The 2,681-nt window shown below is 41.6% G+C and carries 3 protein-coding genes and 1 pseudogene; all 4 read right to left on the bottom strand.

What is annotated here, in order from left to right; genetic code table 11:
- A partial coding sequence (gene traK / locus GSY47_RS05925; protein WP_246611272.1) for a conjugative transposon protein TraK occupies window positions 1-549 on the bottom strand: 549 nt, incomplete at its 3' end.
- Between the two features lie 23 nt (window positions 550-572).
- Window positions 573-1,784, bottom strand: coding sequence for a conjugative transposon protein TraJ (traJ, locus tag GSY47_RS05920; protein ID WP_219071143.1), 1,212 nt, complete (start codon window positions 1,782-1,784; stop codon window positions 573-575).
- Between the two features lie 3 nt (window positions 1,785-1,787).
- Complete coding sequence (locus GSY47_RS05915; protein WP_219071142.1) at window positions 1,788-2,423, bottom strand: TerB family tellurite resistance protein; 636 nt, start codon at window positions 2,421-2,423, stop codon at window positions 1,788-1,790.
- Window positions 2,424-2,434: 11 nt separating this feature from the next.
- A pseudogene (locus GSY47_RS05910) lies at window positions 2,435-2,681 on the bottom strand (hypothetical protein); the annotation flags it as partial.

The raw sequence follows: 2,681 nt of genomic DNA, 5'->3' as shown, positions 1-2,681 counted from the left end.
AAACCCGTGCGGATTATTATCACTTCTCGAAACATTGCGAAGAGCACCTTCTGTCAGCAGGCTTCTTTTCAGAATGCTGGTAGTGCGGATAATACTTTGTCTGGCATAACATCTAAAACGATATGGATATTCACGGATATCGATGCTCACACTGTCAATCTGGATCGACTGGCTGATATTTCCCGATATAATGCCCGAATAAAAATTATTTTCCTTCAGGTCATCATAGATGCGTTTTGCACTGTCGTCTGCCAGATAAAGCGCTTTTGTGATGTTCGTTTTAATGACCTTATCATCGGGATCAAGCGTAAAGAAAAACTTGTGAAATGTTTTCACATGATCCCTTGCCTCCACAGCAATATTATCTTTTCTTTCTGAAGCATAAGCTTCAAGCGCTTTGCCGTTTGCCAGAATATAGACTTTATCCTGCATAAGGTTTACTGTCTGCAAGCTCTTGTAAACAGCGTAACAGCTTATAATTATACAGCCTGAAATTACAAGCATTGAAAATCCTCTCACATATCTGAAAGCGTTATCTATATTTTTCATTTTAGTAAACATGGGATGTTGATTTAAGTCTGTTTTGAATTTCCTTTGAGCCTGTCATTCATATAATTTCCCTTATCAGCAAAATATGGGCTGCTTCCTGCTGTCGCTGCCATGCTGCTTGTCATTCTCCGGTCTGCGTCTCCCATCGCATCTGCCGCCATTCCGACCGCATTTGACGAGGTTCTCACAACAGAACTGGCTGAACTGCCAAACAGGCTTGTCACTTTCTGGCCTAGTGCTCCTCCTCCGCCAGCATGAACAATATAATTGGCAACAGAAGGCACAGTAAAATATCCGATGATGCCTATTATCATGAAAATTAAGTATGCAATATCTGTTCTGCTGAAAAAAGTGTCTCCCGTTGCCTGTACCTGTGAAAGATCCAGTTTAAGCATCAATTCCTGAATCTTTCCGATTATGCTTCCGAATATATTGGCAACGGGAAGCCAGAGATAGATGTTTATGTACCTTGCCAGCCAGACGGTAAGGGTATGCTGAAATCCATCAAACACGGCAATTCCAAATACGAGAGGCCCAAGAATCGAAAGCACAACAAGCTGGAAAGTTCTCAGGGTATCGATGCATAAAGCCGCCGCTTCAAACAGCACACGCAGAATTTCGCTCATCCATTCCTTAACAGAATTTCGAAAGCTATAAGAGGCTTTCTCCATAGCAAACTTTACATCGTTTCCTATTCCCGCAAGCAAACTTTCATCCGAAGGATCGGCTCCCTCATGTGTGTACTTGTACCATCTGTCCCGGTCTCCCGTTCCCGCCGCTCCAACATACATCTTCCAGGGATCAGTTTCTTTTATGGCCTTTTCTTTCTCTTTAAGCAGTACTGCAACTGCATTGTTGGAACCGGAGACCATAGCGGCAGTGGCTGTTACAGTGGGTTTCATAACACCATTGATAAGTGCGAGAACCGATGGGAAAATCATAATGCAGAATCCTATTACAAACGGCCGGAATAATGGATAAAAGTCTATTGGCTCGGCGCTTGCAATATGCCTCCATACTCTTGAAGCTACATACCAGATAGTCCCGAATCCTGCTATTGCCTGCCCTACTGCAATCAGATTAGAACACAAGGGCATCATTTCATCATAGAGCTGGTCCAAAACACCATGAAGACTGCTCATATCATCACCAAGTCCCTGCGCCAAGATGGGCAGCGGAAACAGCAATACCAAAAGCACTGCTGGTAATCTTTTTTTATTTACTGCTATCATCATTCTTTAGTCTTTAAATGCCTGTAATCCTCTTGACGCATCAACATCTTTTTTCTCCTTTGCTCTTTGAAGAGCCAGCACGTTGGATGATGCGTTAAAATTTCTTATAAAAAGTAGTTTATCCTGCATCTGCTCATATATATCGTCAACAGCCTTTAGCCTATCGTCATCGGACATTCTTAGTTTATCAGCGGTTATGACCATCGTTAGTTCATCCAGATTTCGAAGGCTCTGATTAAGCAGATTGCCATATACTTTTTCAAAATAATTTATTTCCTGTCCGCTGAAATTCCCGCTTTTTATAAATCGGTTCATTCCACTGCGGCTTTCTTTTAATATTGAAATCTGATAATCTACTATCTCTGCTACCCTTTTGTAATTCTTGACAGCCGGACTTACCTGCATAAGTGCGTCCAGAAAGGTTTTATGAAGACTGAAATTTCCTTCAGTCATATCTTTAACCGTTTTGTATCCTCCTGAAAGCAGCTCATATCCCTTTTTCATGTCACTGAGAATTTTCTTGAACTGCGAAAGCTTTTCAATATTCAAAATCAGCTGCTGGATTTCAGCTGACTGCCCTTTTGATTTAGCAGGAATAAGCAAGATGCAGATTACTGCCAATAACATTAATATCTTTTTCATCATCGCTTATCTTATAATCCGTATAATTCATTTACACCCTTATAGTCCTTTTTATCTGCAGATTTTGAAATCGACAGCAGTCTGGCCTCACTGCTGAAAGTAAGGCAGAAATTATAATCCTCCAGCATCGTTTTGTGCAACAGGTCAATGCGCTCAAGTCTCTGATCATCTTTTAATTCCAGTTCAGTATCGGTGGTAACAGCCAGCAGCTCATCGAGAGTCTGGCTGCAGTTCTGCAGCAGTTTCCCAAAAGACCTC

Origin of the sequence: Flavobacterium quisquiliarum (genome assembly GCF_019308285.1) — a bacterium.
Taxonomy (GTDB): Bacteria; Bacteroidota; Bacteroidia; order Flavobacteriales; family Flavobacteriaceae; genus Flavobacterium; species Flavobacterium quisquiliarum.
This window is presented reverse-complemented; position numbering and strand designations above follow the sequence as displayed.

What these genes read in the sequence shown, in the direction of transcription:
- traJ (WP_219071143.1), bottom strand. Translation starts at nt 1,784, where the DNA reads ATGATGATAGCAGTAAATAAAAAAAGATTACCAGCAGTGCTTTTGGTA.
- GSY47_RS05915 (WP_219071142.1), bottom strand. Translation starts at nt 2,423, where the DNA reads ATGAAAAAGATATTAATGTTATTGGCAGTAATCTGCATCTTGCTTATT.